Origin of the sequence: Halomarina oriensis (assembly GCF_009791395.1) — an archaeon.
Lineage (GTDB): Archaea > Halobacteriota > Halobacteria > Halobacteriales > Haloarculaceae > Halomarina > Halomarina oriensis.
Window position 1 is genome coordinate 1 of sequence record NZ_WSZK01000037.1, and the last position, 18,144, is coordinate 18,144.

Below are 18,144 nucleotides of genomic sequence, written 5' to 3' on the forward strand. Positions count from 1 at the left end.
AGCGTTCGGTGCAGCAACGACCGCGTTGTTCGTCAGCTTGTTTCTCGACCCCGGCAGATCGAACAGGATGTAGTCATACGTCTCGCCGAGCAGCGGTCGACGAACTCGTTTTCATCTTCAGGTCGCTGGCAAGCACCGAGTCCTTCGAGAGCTCGTCAACGACGCGTTCGAGATTCAGTGACGGGACGAAATCGAAGCCGTGGCCGGGGTGCTTGACGATCTCCTCGATGTCCGCACCGTCCAGGAGGACGTTTGCGAGGTCGGTCGCGTCCTCATTCTCTCTCGTGTAGTACCCAAGGCCGGTCGAGAGGTGACCTGCCGGGTCAAGGTCGACGAGCAGGACGTCGTGGTCGCGCCTTGTGGCGAGGACGCCAGCGAGCGTGTTTGCGAAGATGCTCTTGCCGAAGCCTCCCTTCAGCATCGGAAAGCAGACCGCCCGTGGCTCCGCTCCGCCGTCAGTCAGAATCGATTCTCTCTGTGGGGTCGAACACTCCACTTGTTGTGCCATTCGTTCACCTCATTCGAGGGTGCCGACTTAAACATAAGGTACGGTCTGCACCTGTTGTACAAACTTCACAGCAGGTGGAGTAGGCACCTACTGTAGCTACTTCGCCCATAGCAGCCTCAAACATACGTTATTTGATAGATCTACTGTGCAGTAGCTGTCAAAAGAGTTCTGGTCGACTGTCAAACCTGTAGAGTAGTCACAGTAGGTGCAGTAGTTTTAGTGGGTGCAGTAGGTACAGTAGGTGAAACAGGTGCGAGTTGCACAGACCGAACAACAGGTGCAGGTCTGACAGGAGGTACACATCCTCGAGTAGCTGCAGTCGGGACCTGCTCGGCAGTAGGAACAAAGGCGGAGACGGTTAGAGTCAGTGACGTCGACACTGGCAGTGCGTCGGTCTAACCAAGAGTTTACAATGATACGCGTCTGTCGTGGTTAGGTTCGAGAGGGGCATGTCGATTCCCGACGCGCTGATTCCTGCTCGACGTCGACCCCTGATGCATCGACTCGGACTCGACAGCCAGCGTAAGCCAGCGTGAGCTCCGGTGGCGTCGACGCGGTCGCAAACAACACGTCGAGCGCATCGCCGTCGACATCATCCTGGAGCGGTGGCAGGGTGAGCGGGTCGTGGTCGAGTTCGTCGACGACAGCTTCGACGATGCGTGTCGAGACACGAGGCGCAGGGCTCATAGAGCGGACGCGGGACGCTGCCCGGATATATCAACGGTTCAGCACCACCCCTCACACCGAGTGTATTCAGGAGCGCTGAGTGTCGATGTGTTCGGCGACCCACGCGACCGCGGTCGTCGGGAAGACCCAGCCCAGCTCGCGCTCGGCGTAGCTCATGTCGTAGGGGCTACCGCGAGGAACGCGGTCCATCTTACATAGCAGTGGAACCAGCCAGTTCGGTCGGACGGCGACGAACTCGCGGTGACGCCGATACCAGCCGGCCTTGAACGGGTAGAACGGCCGGTGACCGATGAAGTTCAGGTGCCACCCCTCGGGACTGCTCTCGTCAAGGTCGAAGACGACATCGCAGGTGAAGTGAATCCAGGGGAGGCGGTTCAGATTACTGGTAAACTCGTTCTGGACTTAGAACAGTCGAGAGCAGACGCGACGATTCCGGATACGTACATCCAGGGAATCGCCGTCGAGCACTCTGACTACCTTCCCGTAGAAATCAGCAATGAGGAGAAACGGCGCATTGTCGGGCTCTCCGACGGGGCCGATATCTATGAAAAGATGGTTGGGTCGCTCGCTCCAGTCATCCAAGGGTACGAGATCGAGAAACTCCGTCGGCAGGGCGACGCCTACGAGCCGAGCAAGGACCATCTGAGACTTGCGGAATAGCCAGCCGATTTCTCTTAACCCTCTGCCTCGTCTCAGCATCCGTAGGTCAGAGAGGTGGTTGTGAACTGAGCGGTGGGCGAGTGACTCGAGACCTGCGAATCGTAGAGAGCGATGCGATCTTACTCGTCTTCAGCGCCCGTGTCGACGCACTCGAAGACAATCTCAGGCTCTTTCAGCAATTGATGGACAGTGTAACTGCCGCCACCCCGCCCACCACCAGTGTGGTATGACTCGATGATTTCGAGGAACGATTGTTCGCGAAGGAGATCGCGAACACGATAGAGAGTCAGCGTTTCTGAGCCGGCATCAGCACATACAGACCGATACGCGTCGTAGATGACACTCGTTCGGAACTCGTCTTCAGGATTGTTCGCAGTGAGTGTCGCGAGTCCCATCAGAGCGTATTTGGTGTGCGGAGTCAAGCCGGAGAGGAGTTCTTGCAGGCGGTCGACCTCTGCGCGTTTTTGAGCTGCGTCGAGGTGTTCTTCACGAACCGTCGAGTAGCCATTGCGCTCGGCGAACTCGCCGGCGTTGCGCAGAATCCGAATCGCCTTCCGGGCGTCCCCATGTTCACGGGCCGCGAGTGCGGCAGCCTTCGAGATGACTCCTTCCTCGATGACTCCATCGACGAACGCGTCTCGTCGGGCCTCCATGATTTGACGAAGCTGATTGGCATCGTACGGGTTGAACACGAGCTCATCGTCCCCGAAACTAGATTTAACCCGCTCGTTGAGCCGGTCTCGATAGTTGATCTTGTTTGAAATCCCGATGATGCCGATGTTCACGGAGGTCTTGCCTGCCTCGCGTGCTCGCGAGAGCTGCATTAGGATGTTGTCCTCACCATCGTCGGCTTTCAGCCGGTCAATCTCGTCGAGGATGATAATGACAGCGTCAAAACGTTGGTCAAGAATGTCCCACAGTCGCGCGTAGTAATGTGAGCGACCAAGGCCGGTGCGGGGGACAGCGATTCCAGTACTCGACTCTTCGTTGAGGCCACGGGCGATTGAGCAGGCAGCCTGTGTCTCAGTGGAGTCCTGAGAGCAGTCGATGTAGACCACCCCGATACGGTTTCCTCGCCGCTCACCAGACGCTCGTGCTCGCATCGCGACGTGACGTGAGACGAGGCTCTTGCCTGTACCTGTCTTCCCGTAGATGATGAACGACGACGGTGCGTCGTCATTGACCACTGGGCGAAGATATTGACCGACACTCTGAATCTCATTTTCTCGACCAACGATTCGTTTCTCGCTGGGGACGTGGCCAATCTCGACCAGCTCGCGGCGTGCAAAGATTTGTGGCTTCTCGTCTTGGGGATCGTCGAACAGTGGGTCGTACTCGTCCTCATAGCTCATCGAAGGCTCCGAATCGAAGTCGTCGAGCGTGGAGTCGTCGGTCACACCCGGACTGTGGGGTCACTCGTCAAAAATCTATCCCACCGCGTTCCGGGTGTATTCTCTCGAATTCCTGGCCGGGAAGGCTATATGCGTAAGATACGTTTCCTCGTGTAGAGGCGTTCTTCCCCCCTCATTCCAAGTGTATCGGGTGTAAGTGGCTCTCATGGGCCCCCCTCGTTCCGAGTGTATTCCAGTCTGGTCAGTAGAGTACCCCCCTTCGTTCCAAGTGTATCGGTTGACCTGTTCGCCCGGTTGAACGACAAGATCGGAGGAGATTGAACACACCCCCCTCGTTCCGAGTGTAAATCCCACGAATACGGGGGGTAGGGCTGGCAACACTAGGGTAGCGGTGCGTATGCTGGTGTTTTGTCTGACAAGTGGCGCACCTAGCTTTATATGGTACGTATCCGTATGTAACCGCATACCGTTTCTACCGTACTAGAACGAACACGTAGTGTTTCGTGTGCAAGGTTATGAAACACTGGAGAGCGGCCTGTAGCGGGTATCCCATTGAACCGCGCCCCACGTTCGTTCTGACGGGGTTTGATCGGATTTTCCCTCCTATTTCGACTGGAACCCATCCCTGTTTCTGAATACACTCGGAACGAGGGGGGTGGGGCTGCTCTACTACAGACCGGCTCACAAGTCAGCCCCGGTATCTTTGATGATGAGTAGTTTACCGGGCCCCGATTCGGTGGAACTCTACTGTATATTCGTCCGGAAGCTCCTTAATCGTCGCGTGTATCTGCAATATACGATCATCAGAGCCGCTGTCAGAGTGTTCAAGCATCGCTTCTGCTTGTGTTCGCTCCAGCTTTCCGCTGCCCGTTTTTACTTCGCATAGATACCGTTGAATGACTGGGCCGCGACGTAACCCCACTGTAGCCGAGAAGTCGGGTAACCACATCCCCGCCGAATTCGAGATCGCTGAGGGGTCTGAATCGATTTCGACTTTTAGCCGGTCGTCGATTCCCAAATCTCGTCTTGCATACTGCTTCAGTGGCTTCGTGCCGTGCGGGGTTGCAGTGAACAGTGCCTCGCCGAGGGCGCCGTACTGGTTTGCGGTCGGATTGAACGTCCAGCCCTCCTCGGGTGGAGGTCGCTCGAACGCGGACAGCCCATGCTGCCCCCGACTCACCAGATACCAATCAACATCTGCAGGGTCCTGAGGGGCGACTGGCTGGAGCGCCAGTTCGGCGGTCGTGGTGTGGTTCATCAGCTCTTGGCGTGCTTTGTTCTTGTTCGAGAAGGTGAGTTTAGAGCCGTGGTCATCGACGTAGGTCTGAACCGTCCCACAATCACGCGTTGCCGATGATTTGATTGCAACCGTGATCTCTCCAGTGTCCGGGCCACCCTCTGGCCAACTATCACGCCACGACATGTCCTGACTGACGCTCCTGGCGGCATATGCCTCACGGAGGCTGGTGGTGACCGCCTTTGATTCTCCCTCCCCCGCAGCGTCAGGCTATCATGATGGAGCTTCGCACCGAGGGTGGGGTGATGATAATCGTGTTCGGTCTCCCGCTGCTACCAGCCGGTGACCACGTGACGACTTTGTGTCGGCGACGCTTGATGCTGGTCGGCACGACGCACGCCTGTCGGCTGTGCCGCTGACTGGCTCGAGTGTTGGACGTCGCCGTCTGGTTGAATACGGAAGGCGTTGCATTCCAGCCACGGGTCGATCATTCTGTCGACCCGACCGGCGCGATGTACTCGTTCTTCCATGCGTCGCCCTCCCGCCACTGCCAGTAGTAGTAGCGGTAGGCGCGGTCGCTCGTCCGTTTGGTCGTTTTGATCGTGATGTACGCCCCGCTCGGGACGGCCTCGTAATCCTCGGGATCCGTCGAGATGCCTCTGCCATCGAGCTCGGCGCGTTCGTCGTCGGAGATCGCCTCTGCAGCCTGGCGCTGAGCGGTGTCGCGCCCATCCTGGGCGCGCTTCCAGGCGGCAAGTGTCTGCGCGTAGCTCGCGACGCGTTCGAGGCGGTCGGGCGACTGGCGCTCCAGTGGGTCGAGCACGTATGCTGGCAGGTCTGGTGGTTCTGGAGGGTCGGCTGGCTGGTCCGCCATCGTTACCCCACACGTCCCGAACCGATATCAGATTGTGGGGTAACGTCTCGGGGAAGCCTTTTCGGAACGAGTCGGGTTTCAACGAGTCGACCTTTTGAGCACCGCCAACCGTGGACAGACGGTGTCGACGGGAGAAGGAGTTGGCCCTCGTTGGATCTGTCCCCGTGTGTTGCCGACGACTGCCGATCGAGCCGGTAGACGAACCCGTAGCGAACCCGCGTGAGCGCCGCGTTCGTGGCGATGGATTGGGGTGTCTAGATATTTCTCCGGGTCCTCCTGCTCGTCTCAGTGACCGCCGACATCACTCACCGTCGACGGCGGCTGTCTGCGGAGCACGACGTTCGCCGGGAATCGAGGCGTCGGCTGGGAGCACCAGCCGTCGTTCTTTGTACCGCAACCCGTCCTTCCGGTGATTGCGCAGTTCGTCGTAGGTTCGACCGTTCGTCAACTCGAGCAGCGCATCGATCGTTCGGGAGGCGAGCTTCTGGGCGTAGGACTTCGAGACGCCCCGTTCTTCGACACGAATCCACGTCGCCAGCTCACCAGCATCGAGATACTGATGCACGCGCCCGCTCCCACGCTGCCACAGTCGAGGGGCCGCTTGGTCGTCGAGCCGGTCGCGCCAGACGTCGACGGCCAACCGAACGGGCCGCGGTTCGCTGGCGAGCATGTCGTCATCCAGTCGGGTGAGTTGCTGAACGGGCAGTAGGTCTGCGTGCGCGAGTGTCGTCGTCCCGCCTCTGGTGAGCGCGTCTTGGCGACCAGGCAGGCGGACGTACGTCCCGTCGTCTTTCTCGAAGCGTTCGACCCGTCCGCCGTCGACGACGAGACTCGGTTCGTAGACGTGTTCAGCATCGAGATGCGCGCCCTTCTCGAGCTCGCGGGACTGGAGTTCGGCGATTCGTGTCTGATTGGCGGCCGTCTTCTTTCCGAGTGCAGTCACGCGCCGGCCAACATCGTCGGTGACCTGCTCGCGGAGCTCGGTGTAGGCGTCACGCAGGCGTCGGTTCTCGTCTTCGAGTGTGTCGATGCGGTCTTCGAGTCGATGCAGCGTCGTGATGAGTTCGTCGTGGTCCATCGGGTGCGGTCCGCGTGCCCTGGTGGTGCACCAGAGCGCTGTGAAGTGGTAGTCGGTGGTCTCTCTGTGGCGGACATCGCACGTCCGATCGCTCTTGGTGGAGCCGTCCCTCGATTGTGTGACAATCGATGGTCTCGCAGTCCTCTCGCCCACTGACGCTCACGTACCGTCGCTCACTGCAATGGGCACCGAGGTGACTGTCCGCCAGTGGTTCGGGTCGAAGCGAGCCGCTATGCCCGTGACCCGAAACTATACGATGACGTAGCAGAAAGCGAACAAGTGCGTAGTGGGCGCTGGCACGAGGGTGGGATTGCACCCGGCGACTGCCAGTGACCCTGCTGCTTTCTGATGTGGCGTTGTAGCCGTAATGTATGCGTTCTTGGTAGCTCACAAAGACACGCCGGCACAGAAATGTGCACCCCTCTACACGGTGTTACGGGTCGAGAACCAGTCGTCACTCCCCGGTTGACACATCAACGGAGTGCTAGTCGGTCATCGAGTTGCTCCGCGTAAGCACCGAAGCTCCCTCTGCCAGCTTCTCTTTGAGGCGTTCGATGAGATGCTCTCCAGGCGTCTGTGCCTGTGCATGGTACTCCGTGTAAAGAGCTGTCGCCCACTCGACGAGCGCCTCGTCGGAACTGACAACCGTTCCGGCGTTACCGCCTGGAGGGACGTGGTTGAGATTCGCGGGGCTCATCAGTACGGTCTCGCCGTCGAAGATGGCCAGCCCAATCGGGAGTGATTCGACGTTCGGGACGATGAAGAAGTCGAAATTCTTCGCTTCGAGTCCGCGTTTGACGTGTTCGGAGTAGTGCCCTTTCGTCGGCAGCTCGTAGAAGACCGGTTCTGGGATGATGAGTTCGGTGTGTGTCCCGGAGCGGATAATCGAATCGCCGACGTCGGCCGACGCTGTCGACACCGACGAGAGGAACCCTTGGAAGCTATCTAACTCCGGTGTGACGAGTTCATGGAGTACCCCTCTGCTGGTATCGTGAGCCTCAGGCCGGTCGACGTGGAGTTCTGCATTCGCGAGTCCGTCAAGTGGGATATCAGCGACCGCTTCATCACAGCAGTAGAGGAAGGTCGACGCAGACTGTGCAGCTTCGAAATCGTCGAGGAGGCGGGTGAAGGCGACGAGAGCGCGCTCACCGGTCTCCGTCAGCGTGTACTGGCCCGTCGTGTTCTGCGTTACCCACCCTTTCTCGGTGAACGCCTCGATCGCGCGATGGACGGTCGTACGCGACGGTGAAGCCTCTCCATTTGCCAACGCCGCCTTTCTGGCCGGCGACGCTCGGAGGGTTCGGAGGAGTGCAACACGATTCGTCGAAGCGAGCAGAAACCTGACTCCCGCTCGGTCGAACGTCGGTGGCTCAGTTGCCGTCTCGAGGGCCGTACACAACACGACCCCGTAGCCGGTCAACGCGTAGTCACCTTTCTCCCGTACGAGGATGAACTGTTCAACCAGCGGGTCCAGCGCGCTGTACACACTCTTCCGGCTGATCGGTCGGTCCCGTGCTAATTCACTCGGTCCTTGGGGCGTCTCACGCAGGATTTCCAGCAGGTCGATTGGAGCCGGTGTCCCCTCCGTTTGCACGCCGACGAGATGAGCGAGCAGTTCGTTCGAACTGTTGGGCATTCGTTGGTTGTTGACGCAGTGCGGTATCGATATAAGAACTCTGGCACATGATACTCATATGGAACGGCCTCCGCCCTTCTCTGGGCTGACAGCAGGGCGACATGCGCTCCGATTCGGTCGTGACCCGCTCGCTTTCCTCGACACGCTTCGAACGATGGACGAGGACCTCGTTCGAGCACGGTTCGTCGTTGGTCCGTCGCTGACGTTCGTCAACGATCCAGAGCTCGTCCGGCATGTGCTCGTCGACGACTACAAGCGATACGGGCGACCGGACGTCCAGTCAGGGCGGACAACGCGACTCACGGAAAACGGCCTCATCGAAAGCGACGGCACGCTCTGGTCCGAACAGCGCGAGCGGTTGCAGCCGCTGTTCTCTCGTGACCGAATCGGGGCCTACGCCGACGCTATCGGTGAGTTCACGACCGACACCATCGACTCGTGGCACGACGGCGAGCAGGTCGACCTGTATCAGGAGATGACTGCGTTGACCGTCCGAGTCATCGCCAAATCGCTGTTCTCGACGGACCTGGACGGTTCCGATACCGAGCGATTCGTGCGGGCGAACGCGACGATTGGGGAGGAATTCGAAATCTCACCGACTGCACTCTTCCGGCAGTTCCTCCCAACTCCGCCGTCAAGCGAGTATCAGCAGGTCGTCTCGGAGATGCACGAGTGGGCGGAGGGAATCATCGACCGCCATCGCCGCATGGACGACCCACCAAACGACCTCGTCACAACGATGCTCGAGGCCCAGGGCCGTGACGATAGCGACCTCCCCGAGACGCAGGTCCGCGACGAAGTCCTCACGTTCCTGTTTGCCGGTCACGAGACGACGGCACTGACCCTCGGCTTCGCACTCTGGTTCACTGCCCGCCATCCAGAGGTTGCAACTCGACTCCGCGACGAGGCTCGTGATATTCTCGATGGCGACCAACCCGGCTTTGAACACTTGGCTAATCTCACGTACACCGAACGAGTGGTTCGTGAGACGCTTCGGCTCCGGCCGTCGTCATGGGGAATCTTCCGCCAAGCGAAGCTCGCCTCGCCACTCGGAGGGCAACGAATCGAGCGTGGAGACTTCCTGATGTGCCCTCAGTGGACGCTCCATCGGGATGCTCGGTACTTTGATGACCCCGAGACGTTCGACCCCGACCGCTGGGAAACCCTCGAACCCAGTCGAACGCCGGCATACTTCCCGTTCGGCGCAGGGCCACACGCCTGTATCGGTGGGCAACTCGCGCTCACCGAGGCACAGCTCGCGCTCGCTGCCCTCGTTTCGGAGTTCGATTTCGAGGTAGCAGACGGCACGGCCGAGAACCTCCGGCCAGCAGGAGTCCTGCAGCCTCGCGACGGTATCCCGGCGACGGTTCACAAAGCCCGCTGACGGCCGCGGTTTCACGCCTCGTTACAGCGTGAACACGCTTGCGTAATTGCCCTTTCAGGGACTAGTGTTGCGTATGCACCTGTGTCGACCATCTTCTGACGAACGGCCACACATTCTGGGTGAGCAGCAATCGACGTCACCGATTGGCTCCAGTTCGGTCCATGGTGGTGACAGCTGTGTCTGACCGCGCGGCCGAACGGAAGCGATGTGACCTCTGTCGCAGCACCTTTCCCCACACCACCTTCGAGCGAACGATGCCAACCCTCCTCACGGACCAGTCCACGACGCTCACCGTCTGTCCTGCCTGCCGTGTCGTCTACAACTTCGACCCGGTCGACGACGACTGCTTCGACTGTGGAACAGTCATCGACTCGGTCGAGGAAGGCTACGAGTTCGACCTCGAATTCCCAGTCAATGACGATTGTGACGGAGCCATCGCGAGCCTCACCGGAACGTTGTGCGGTGACTGTGCGGCACACTTGGGCCTCGATATCCTCTTCAACGGTATCAACTGCCGAAATGACCCTCACAAACGACTGCTCACAGCACTCGGCTGTCCAGACTCGTCGCTGAGGCACTCAACAGAGCGTTCGAGGCGAGACTGTTGGACAGAGGGTCCAGTATGACAGGGAGCGGTGGCGTGGGTGGACGGCATCGGTTTCGGCGCGAACGTCTCCACAGCACCCTCAGATTCAAATTAGGAGACGAAACATGACTCCGGTGTGCCAGCACCGATGAAGCTCCTCGAACCGAGTCCCGAACGTCGCCGTCAACTCCGTGAGGAAGGCACCACACCGCGAGGACTCCTCCGTCGGTGGGCGTATCTGGTGTATGCCGTGCTCAAGTTCCTGGTTGTAGCCGCAGTCGCGAGCCTCAGCTACATTTTCCTGTTCGGGTTGGTCATCGAGCTCGGTCTTCTCACCGGCGATGCGGCCGCAATCGTGTTCATTATCGGATTCATCCCGCTCGGGAAGCTGTTCTACGCCTGGTGTTTCCCAATCCAATACTGATGGCAGGGTCGATTAGATGCGGAGTGTGCTCTTTCGTTCGCCTGCCTTTCTTTCACCGTGACTCGACTGACTCGACTATTAAACACATGCCACGAGTCTACACGTCGATATTGGTACACTCTCCTCAAACATGGCCGCAATCAGAACCACTACTGCGATGTGTTCGCTTGTGAAACCCACGGCATGGAATCAGAATTAGGTCCGCTCGCACGGCAACTCTCATTGCCGTACTACGATGGTGCCCTCCCAGCACACGGTAGCCTCCATGCGAACCGAATCCGTTACTTAGCCATTCGACTGGCGAAGTAGTGCGAATAGTGTTCTTTCCGGTATAAACGCACCGTGATCTGTCATGATTACCGAGGCTGCACCACCCAATGCACGAAGTAAGCCCTTCTTCTTGACTTGGAGGACGCTGATTGCGGTTACCGTGGTGATGTTCACGGTCAGTCTCGACGGTAGAGAGTTCGCGATGTGGACTCGCATCAACGAGAAGGGCGTCAGCAACGAGTACGCGCAGACGCTCGTCTCTCGAACCGACAGTATGCTCCTCAACCTCACGAACTACCGGCTGTACGACGAACTCCGTTGTCGTCGAAAGGACGGACTTCGCTACAAGGAGAAACGCCTCGTCGTCCCACCGAGTCGGTGATTCCCGCTGAGACCCCAACCAGCGGAAAGCCGACATCGGCAGTGCATGGTGTCGGCGGTCGATAATCTGCCCGGAAGGGCTTGCTCCACCATCCACACGAGCTAAACCACCACCACCACGAACGCGGTGTTCGCACGCTTCACTACTGTCGAGTATCACTCCCCAATCGGTTGTCGTCGGTGGCATCTGGAGACGATCTGAACTTTGCCCAAGAGCTCTCACTACCGACGCCAGGTGTCCGTAGTAACGATTTGATGGCCCCGAAGCGGTGCAGAATTTGTCACGAACGACCTGGGCTGAAAGCTCCTATCGGGCGACTCCACGATTTTCAATCTGCAGTCCACTCGTTTGCTCCGACCATGTCGAGGAGGCCCTACTCGACCCAAGCTTGGCCGTCGATAAACAGATGCCCCACCACCAAGTCGGGGAATGCTCTCGAAATATCCCAGTCACGATCCAGCAGAACGTTAAGTTCGAACACCTCCTCCGATTTCGTACAATCTGAGTCGATTTGAGTTACAACGTGATGCCCATATTCGACATGTGATGCTACTGGCTGAAGAGCCACCAGTACAACAGCGCCCGTCTTGACACATAGTCTACCACTTAAGATATTTAACTGCCGTAAGTACTTTATAATTACTACTTCTTCGTAACATATTTGATTGGAGAATTTTGATTGACATCTGTAGATGGTAGAAAAGAAACCACAGCGACGGAAGGTCCTCAAAGGTATTGGAGCCGGGATTGGTTCGTTCGCCCTCCTCAATTCGCAGTCGAAGGCACGTGCGAACCCCGATGGTGAGCACGTTGGAATAGCATATGACACTCTGACCAAAGAAGAATCGGGCCGAGTCACCGGGAACATCATCAGCCAAAATGGCTCTCTCAGCGGTGCGATCAACATTGCGGGGATGACCGTTCCACTCAACCGACTCAAAAAAGTGGAGTCGCCGCGAAACAGCAGCGACGAAATGCATGTCGGCTCTCTTACTAACAAGGGGTTGGTGCGCAATAACACTCCACTAAAGGTCCAGATCGAACGGCATGACAACCACTATTCGGGGATGATTTCGCGACCCAGTAACGAGTTCGGTATGCTCGGGTTCTTCACCCGGTCACAAGAGACTGGAATGGATCCAGACGAGCTAATCAGTCGCCGAAGGAAACATAGTCGCTGGAAGAACAGCCCGCACTCGTTCAGTACCGAAAAAAGTGGACTACCGACGGATACGGGTGTTAAACGGCTGATGGAACTTGCTAAGAAGAAACCTCTCTACGATATGGGTGACAAATAATGGCAACAGATGATGTGGGAATGGTCGCTGAAGCGGGCTGGAACGACTACTTGGAAAACACGTTCAGTAACTGCGTAAACGAGACGACGGTCCAGTCGAGTATGTACATGAAGGCTGGCGTCGCCAGTGAGCCTTTTGAATCGTACGCACACGACGAGGTTACACCGGGAGGGAATCTCCCCTGGAAGTTCTTCTGTCACTTCAAGGAGAGGCCGGACTCCCAGCTCTATCCACGCTGTGATGCTAGTGACGTAGGTGTGGGCGGGTACGATGTTCGTCCTCGACCAGCTAGTTACCGGTTCGAGGTCGGGACGTATACTGGCGAGGAACCACGTGGTTTCATCTACCAGCAACCATCCCCTGACGATGGCGATGGCGACTCGGATAATCCGCTGACAGGGCCAAATCTGATACTGGACCTGCTCTCCGTTGCGGGGCCTTACGCTGGTCTGACTTCCGCAATCGCCAAGTATCTAATAGCTGGAAGCGGCTCCAGTGGAGCTGACGTCGTTGACAACGCTGACAAGGACAATTGGACGTTCGACGTCCCCCTGACCGGAGGCTACAACGACCTCCCTCGCGAAGGTTACTTCGATGGCGATCAACGAGCAGGCGTCGCGATGGCCAGTCTGCGAGTTGACAATGGCTACGATCCAGGTCCCGAGAACCACACAGGGACGTTCATGCCACAGTACACATTCAAGTACGCTCAAAGTACAGACGGTGGCACGTTCTGTCAATGTGACGACTACCACTGGGAGTACCATACCACGATGCCCGGAATCCCGCTATTCCCGTACTACGAGGTCGTGGAACGCGCTTAATAGAAAACAAGTAGACCTCAGCACTCGGCAAGGTCCAATTCAATCCCGTCCCGAAGCCGGATTATTGCCCCTCGCAGTCGATCGTCTGTAGAACAACTCACGTCCAGCATAGCCCGTGCATCTGCATTTCTATCGGGCATCGAGACGTTGAGTCTGAGGTTCGACGAATCCGATTCACGTATCTTAGCGACGGTGATTAAATCCTCGGGAGCGTCTTCCCTGCCTGGTCTTAACCCGACCTCGTGGGTTAGGACAGTCTCACCATTTGAGGAAACATCTATCTTGACGAAGATTGGTTCATCGTAATAATTGAAGGCAGTAAGCCTCAATGGAACCTGGTTAGTTTGACCGTCTGGGAGCGAGCATCCTGCTAACGCAACTGTACAAGCACATCCTATTGATTTCAATAGGTTCCTTCGTTGCATGCTTCGGCTTAATGTTGGCAGGAATAAAGACTTCTGGAATACCTACTATCGTGTACAATGAACATCAGCTAATGGTGGCCCATCAAGTACGTTTTGTCGGTTTTCCTTTCGAGAATCAATCCCTGGAGCATGGTACTTGGTATGCAGAACGATGTCCAGAAGACATACCAATCCTGTCTCGTCAGAGCGGCTCCGAGACAGAATCAAATCAGGCACGTCTGGCGGTTGGCGAGAAACAGACCTTGTTACCGTCTATTGTCCCTATCAAGTGATTATTGAGGTGGTTCCATGCTATTGGCCCCCATAGTCGGTCCTTGCGGAGTTCAACGGACGATGACTCCTTGATGGAAGCAGCCCGAAAAACCACTTTGTTGTAGTAATCCAGAACGACCCGAGTCGAAATCCCTCTCGGACGACTCCGGGTATGCTGTCGAGATAGCCTGCTGTCGCGGTTGAACGACTGCTGCAAGAAATGACTATCGAGAAGATATTGCGTTTAAATATTAACATTCGAATAAATGCTTTCTCACGTCACGAGGATTGACCCACGCTTTTTGTCTAACAATATTAGCAATCGATTCAGTGGTTCGCTTCAGGCCGGTCTAAGGTGACTCAGCTGATAAACCCATGCTGCGAGTGTATCACGACTAGCAGCGCTGGGTTTAATTTCAATTGGTGATAAAGTCGGTTCGTCCGTACGCATGAACCGGTCCCAGTCCCATGCTCTCCGGATTCTGTTCCTTCCCCACCGGTTAGGGTTCTCCTGAGTATCGCTCTCTATGAGAGTAGTGAGGGAGCTGTCGGGTTCACCGTTTTATCACTTCTTGGTGCGCTCCTATTCATCTGGAAATGGCGCTGGTGGTGGATGCCGCTCCATGATTGTATTCTGCCAGATTTGAGTACTCCTCACGCGAGGGACCGTGACTGACCCACGTTCTCTGTCTAATAATTCCGGCAAACGATGCACGAATTGTTCTCAGACCGATTCGGCGCGACTCAGCTGGTAGATGCGTGCCGCGAGTCTAACAGAAGTGGTCCATTTAGCCGTAGTTATGGTATTCGCTACGTAGAGCGATTCTAACGGGGAACAGGTGGGACGATGCAGGTGCCTCTGACAAACCCTGCAATCGCCAAACCACCGGCGAGTTTTGTAAATCTACTGTTATCGTCAGACAATTGACCACGTGGTATCCCTGAGTGATTGGAGCTGATTTGAGGATACCCGGTGTGAATCCACGCGTGGTGTCCATCACTCCCGGAACTCTGTAGGACACCAGATGGATGTGCTTGGCCCGGCTCAATTCAGGAAGTAGTCAAAGAGCACCAGCGGCGCGACGGCGACGAGAGCGACCAGAAGTAACACGGCCATTGCGACGACTGAGAGGACTGCAACTCCGGCCCCGAACGCGCCTGTCCCGACTCCACTCACCCTCCCACTGGCTCCGATGACCTGCGCTGGTGCAGGGACGCCATTTTGCTTCGCGAGAAGCGTTGTGGCGAAGGGAGGGGGTTGGTCACCACTGACCTCCACGGAGCCGCTGACCTCGGCATTGGGCATCGACACCGTGAGGTTCGATTCGACCACCCGTCGGTTGGCGACGATGGCGTCGCCACTCCCTTGGCCAGTGAGCGTGACGTTTTGGAGATAGACGGGGTGTGGTCGATTGGGTGTCTCGAAATCGTTCATGAAGCTACTCCCTGGAGCGTCAACGGTAATGCTCCTGTACCTAGTGTCATTCCTGATCGTCGTGTTCCGAACGACGATGCCACCGTGCGAGCCATCGACGGTGATGCCGCCCCGACAGCCGTTTTCAATGTCGAGCATCTCGATGCGACAACCGTCGACGAGTCCGCCAGCTTCGTTACGCGCCACCGGTGAGATGGCGCTCGCCGACTCCCACACGATTGGGTTCATGCCGGGAGCCTTCCCACCGCCGAGGAGGTCATTGACGCGTCGGCTACGCTCGTAGTTACACTGAATCGTACAGCGGCGAGCCCACGACCGCCCCCCACCGAGCCGGAGTGCGGTCGCATGGTTATCGACGAACACGCAGTTCGTGAACCGCCAGCCACCGGGCGCACGCGACACGTATGTCGCACCGTCACCGCCTGCGTTGTGAACTCGCGAATTTCGAACGTATACGAGTCCCCGGTGTTGCGCCCAAGAGGCGAACGCCGAGTCGTTCTCGGCGTGACCGGACACCTCTGTAGGAGACGTCTTGACGAACCCGTCGACGACGCCGACGCCCTGTGGGTCGCGCACCTGCAGTGTTAGCGAGCACTCCTGGTGGTTGAACTCCTCCATGTCACCGGAGACTCCCTCGCGTGGTGAGAGGCCGACGTGGTGGACATTTCGGACGGTGAGTCCCCGATCAACGGTGAGACTCATGCCGACGCCACGGCCGTCACCGTTGACCATCGTGAAGTCCTCGAGGAGGACGTTCTGTCCGCCGTTCTGGTCGATGAGAAGCATCCTGCCGGTGCCATGGAGTCGGACATCTCGGGGTGAGTCACCGACTCCACGAATCCCCCAGCCGTCGCTCTCGGTCGTGACTGGGGCACCAAGGCGGTAGTCGCCCGGCGGAAGTTCAACGACCTCGCCACGGTCGGCTGCGGCCTGCAGTTGTGTGTCGACAGCCTGCTGGCCGGTCGCATCGAGTCCGAGGTCAGAGACCCCGTTGACGACCCGAGTGTCGGAGCGGGCGCTCCAGCGCTGGTCGATCGCTCGAACATCGCGTGCCTCAATGTGGTCGAGTTCGGTCGGTTTAGGTATCTCTGGGTGGTTCACCGAGTGCTGTGACTGCGGACTGGCAGCTACTGACTGGGAGCCATGGGCGGCGGTTCCCAGTGCGACCACACCAGCTGTGAGAAACCGTCTCCGGGTGAGTGTGGAAGGCTCGGTCATCAGGTGCCTCCACGACGGCCAGTAACGAGCACGAGGACTGCGGCGACAGCGAATGCTCCACCAAGAAACAGCCCGACGAGTTGGGAGAGGCCGAGAGACGGTCGGTGTCTCGTCTCGATAGGAGTTGGCGACGAATTCACGCTCGTCGTCGCCGTCACGTTCGGCGTTGTCGTTACAGTCGACGGCAGCGCCCGTTCAACGGTGGCTGTCTCTTCGACTGGTTCGCCGCCGACCGTGTACGGTCGGTCGACGTCTTCTCCCTCGTCGAATCGTGTGAACTGCTCGTCGCCGTCATCGTGGTACAGGACGGCCGCAATACGTCCTGTCGCTCCTGGCGAGAACCGTCCTGGAGAAAGGTGGACAGTGACGTTCCGATGCGTACCGGCGTCGAGATACGTCGAGACACCGAGCGGGTCCGGACGACCGTCGAATACGTATCGACCGCTATGAATGACGACGTATCCTCCTTCAGGCAGGGTGACGCGGTCCACCGTGACCGTCCGGTTGGTGAGTGTCTGATCACCGAGTTCGACGTCCGCCCGCGCTTGGGAAACGCCCGGCACGCTGGCCGCTGTCGGTATCCACCCGCCGAGGAGTGAGAGACAGAGAATCGCGGTGAAGAGTGTTCGACGCTTATTCCTGTTCGCCGTCGGCTTCGTCGGGGTCGGTTCGGAGTTCCCACAGCGCCGATTGACGGTGCAGGTTTTCGACCCACCCTCTCGCTTCCATAATCTGGAGCCGATTTCGAATGTGCGTTCGCGAGAACCCCGTCTCGTCGACGAGATACGCCTGCGTTCGCGCACCCTCTCTGAGGAGGTCGAGAATTTGCTCGTCTGCGTCCGTCCGGTCTGCCATCTCGCCGACATTCATCTGCCTCGATAATAGGTCTGTTCGTCTTCCGGCCACTCACGCTCGTTTCGCAATGCCCGTGCGTTGGATGAGTACGCCCACATTGTAATTGGACTCATTTCGCTAACTATGTGTACACACTCGGTTGCCGCACCGAAAACTTTTCGTCGCCGAGGTGCATTCGTCGAGCGTATGGTAGACGAATCAGATTCGGCGACGGCTACCTCCACAACCGTACTCAAATTCGCAAGAAGTCTCAGAGATAGCCTTCGACGTGCCGACCACCGGGCCCACGGGGTTATTGAAGGACTCTCGGGACGGGGACTCGTCGCGTACGCGATGGCGATGATTGCGATGATGGTCGGCGTAGGGAGCTATCTCTTCGCGACCGTATCACCTGCTGTCGTTGGTCGGGTGTCTGCACAGAGCGCTGGGGAAGCCGAGGAGATCATGTGTCAGACGGGGGCTGGAGACGCTGTGACACTGCTGTTCGGTGGGCTCGCACTGCTCCTCTTGCTGGTCGCTGGGATACGACTTACCTCGGGGTTGAACAAGAAGGGAAGCCAGCGCTCGGATAAGAAACGCGAAGGCGACGAGCAGCTCAAGGGAGCCGCGTACTCGGTCGGGGGCGTGTTCGCGCTGACGGCGTTTCCGCTCATCCTCGAGCAGGTCGGACTTGCGACCATCTCCTGTGTGCAGTTCGCCCCGTTCTGATTCTCATGACTGCCTGGGTGCAACGCGTGCGTCCAGCACTCGTCGTCTCGA

General features: G+C 58.0%; 20 protein-coding genes. 8 read left to right on the top strand and 12 right to left on the bottom strand.

Annotation, left to right across the window (positions count from 1 at the left end):
- Positions 1-73: 73 nt before the first annotated feature.
- From GQS65_RS19260 to GQS65_RS21995, 3 genes are all read right to left on the bottom strand, one after another.
- Positions 74-508 (bottom strand): ParA family protein, encoded by a 435-nt coding sequence (locus GQS65_RS19260; protein WP_199268511.1) that lies wholly within the window; start codon positions 506-508, stop codon positions 74-76.
- A gap of 432 nt (positions 509-940) precedes the next feature.
- Positions 941-1,195 (bottom strand): HalOD1 output domain-containing protein, encoded by a 255-nt coding sequence (locus GQS65_RS22190; RefSeq protein ID WP_158206254.1) that lies wholly within the window; start codon positions 1,193-1,195, stop codon positions 941-943.
- Positions 1,196-1,261: 66 nt separating this feature from the next.
- On the bottom strand, positions 1,262-1,384 hold the full coding sequence (locus GQS65_RS21995) for a hypothetical protein (RefSeq protein WP_267902945.1): 123 nt from the start codon (positions 1,382-1,384) through the stop codon (positions 1,262-1,264).
- A gap of 51 nt (positions 1,385-1,435) precedes the next feature.
- On the opposite strand from GQS65_RS21995, the gene GQS65_RS19270 reads away from it, so the two are divergent.
- Positions 1,436-1,855: a hypothetical protein gene (locus GQS65_RS19270; RefSeq protein WP_158206255.1), complete on the top strand. Its 420-nt coding sequence runs from the start codon at positions 1,436-1,438 to the stop codon at positions 1,853-1,855.
- Between the two features lie 119 nt (positions 1,856-1,974).
- On the opposite strand, the gene GQS65_RS19275 is transcribed toward GQS65_RS19270, so the two are convergent.
- The 5 genes from GQS65_RS19275 to GQS65_RS19295 form a co-directional block, all read right to left on the bottom strand.
- Positions 1,975-3,207, bottom strand: coding sequence for an orc1/cdc6 family replication initiation protein (locus GQS65_RS19275; RefSeq protein ID WP_158206275.1), 1,233 nt, complete (start codon positions 3,205-3,207; stop codon positions 1,975-1,977).
- 718 nt (positions 3,208-3,925) lie between these two features.
- A complete protein-coding gene (locus GQS65_RS19280; RefSeq protein ID WP_158206256.1) occupies positions 3,926-4,630 on the bottom strand; it encodes a hypothetical protein in 705 nt (234 codons plus the stop codon).
- 301 nt (positions 4,631-4,931) lie between these two features.
- The gene (locus GQS65_RS19285; RefSeq protein WP_158206257.1) at positions 4,932-5,318 is read right to left on the bottom strand and encodes a hypothetical protein; all 387 of its coding nucleotides are present in this window, start codon (positions 5,316-5,318) and stop codon (positions 4,932-4,934) included.
- Positions 5,319-5,619: 301 nt separating this feature from the next.
- On the bottom strand, positions 5,620-6,396 hold the full coding sequence (locus tag GQS65_RS19290; RefSeq protein ID WP_158206258.1) for a hypothetical protein: 777 nt from the start codon (positions 6,394-6,396) through the stop codon (positions 5,620-5,622).
- 484 nt (positions 6,397-6,880) lie between these two features.
- A complete protein-coding gene (locus GQS65_RS19295) occupies positions 6,881-7,882 on the bottom strand; it encodes a helix-turn-helix transcriptional regulator (RefSeq protein WP_158206259.1) in 1,002 nt (333 codons plus the stop codon).
- A gap of 208 nt (positions 7,883-8,090) precedes the next feature.
- Here GQS65_RS19295 and GQS65_RS19300 point away from each other — a divergent pair, with 208 nt between their 5' ends.
- From GQS65_RS19300 to GQS65_RS19325, 6 genes are all read left to right on the top strand, one after another.
- Positions 8,091-9,416, top strand: coding sequence for a cytochrome P450 (locus tag GQS65_RS19300; RefSeq protein WP_158206260.1), 1,326 nt, complete (start codon positions 8,091-8,093; stop codon positions 9,414-9,416).
- 254 nt (positions 9,417-9,670) lie between these two features.
- Positions 9,671-10,042, top strand: coding sequence for a hypothetical protein (locus tag GQS65_RS19305; RefSeq protein ID WP_158206261.1), 372 nt, complete (start codon positions 9,671-9,673; stop codon positions 10,040-10,042).
- A gap of 108 nt (positions 10,043-10,150) precedes the next feature.
- Positions 10,151-10,426, top strand: a complete 276-nt coding sequence (locus tag GQS65_RS19310) for a hypothetical protein (RefSeq protein ID WP_158206262.1) — start codon at positions 10,151-10,153, stop codon at positions 10,424-10,426.
- Positions 10,427-10,898: 472 nt separating this feature from the next.
- Positions 10,899-11,078 carry a hypothetical protein gene (locus tag GQS65_RS19315; protein WP_158206263.1) on the top strand — a complete coding sequence of 60 codons (180 nt, stop codon included), beginning with the start codon at positions 10,899-10,901 and terminating at the stop codon, positions 11,076-11,078.
- 692 nt (positions 11,079-11,770) lie between these two features.
- Complete coding sequence (locus GQS65_RS19320) at positions 11,771-12,376, top strand: hypothetical protein (protein ID WP_158206264.1); 606 nt, start codon at positions 11,771-11,773, stop codon at positions 12,374-12,376.
- Entirely contained in the window at positions 12,376-13,200 is an 825-nt protein-coding gene (locus GQS65_RS19325; RefSeq protein ID WP_158206265.1) for a hypothetical protein, read from the top strand. Before GQS65_RS19320 ends, GQS65_RS19325 begins: the two co-directional genes overlap by 1 nt.
- Positions 13,201-13,217: 17 nt before the next feature.
- Here GQS65_RS19325 and GQS65_RS19330 read toward each other — a convergent pair whose 3' ends face one another.
- The 4 genes from GQS65_RS19330 to GQS65_RS19345 form a co-directional block, all read right to left on the bottom strand.
- Positions 13,218-13,625 carry a hypothetical protein gene (locus tag GQS65_RS19330; protein ID WP_158206266.1) on the bottom strand — a complete coding sequence of 136 codons (408 nt, stop codon included), beginning with the start codon at positions 13,623-13,625 and terminating at the stop codon, positions 13,218-13,220.
- A gap of 1,297 nt (positions 13,626-14,922) precedes the next feature.
- On the bottom strand, positions 14,923-16,530 hold the full coding sequence (locus GQS65_RS19335; protein ID WP_158206267.1) for a hypothetical protein: 1,608 nt from the start codon (positions 16,528-16,530) through the stop codon (positions 14,923-14,925).
- Positions 16,530-17,093, bottom strand: coding sequence for a DUF7282 domain-containing protein (locus GQS65_RS19340; protein WP_449271798.1), 564 nt, complete (start codon positions 17,091-17,093; stop codon positions 16,530-16,532). Before GQS65_RS19340 ends, GQS65_RS19335 begins: the two co-directional genes overlap by 1 nt.
- A 70-nt stretch (positions 17,094-17,163) precedes the next feature.
- Positions 17,164-17,385, bottom strand: coding sequence for an ArsR family transcriptional regulator (locus tag GQS65_RS19345; RefSeq protein ID WP_158206269.1), 222 nt, complete (start codon positions 17,383-17,385; stop codon positions 17,164-17,166).
- 186 nt (positions 17,386-17,571) lie between these two features.
- On the opposite strand from GQS65_RS19345, the gene GQS65_RS19350 reads away from it, so the two are divergent.
- Complete coding sequence (locus tag GQS65_RS19350) at positions 17,572-18,093, top strand: hypothetical protein (protein WP_158206270.1); 522 nt, start codon at positions 17,572-17,574, stop codon at positions 18,091-18,093.
- Positions 18,094-18,144: the final 51 nt, after the last annotated feature.